The 203-nt window shown below is 64.5% G+C and carries 1 pseudogene; it reads right to left on the bottom strand.

Going from position 1 to position 203, the window contains the following annotated elements:
• Positions 1 to 203, bottom strand: a pseudogene (locus H9X91_RS14210) (electron transfer flavoprotein subunit beta); the annotation flags it as partial.

Below are 203 nucleotides of genomic sequence, written 5' to 3'. Positions count from 1 at the left end.
GTTCAGCTCCTTGATGCAGGTGATCAGGCAGGGGGTCTTGACCTTGATGGTCATGTAGCCGTCCTCCAGCATCCGCTTCACGGTGATGGTGTCGCCGTCCTTCTGGATGTCGGCGGCATAGGTCACCTGGGGCAGGTGCAGCTTCTCGGCGATCTGGGGGCCCACCTGGGCGGTGTCGCCGTCGATGGCCTGCCGGCCGCACA

The sequence above is a fragment of the Oscillibacter valericigenes genome (assembly GCF_016902445.1).
In the GTDB taxonomy this organism is placed as follows: domain Bacteria; phylum Bacillota; class Clostridia; order Oscillospirales; family Oscillospiraceae; genus Oscillibacter; species Oscillibacter avistercoris.
Note: the sequence above shows the minus strand (reverse complement) of the source record. Positions and strands in the feature narration are given on the sequence as shown.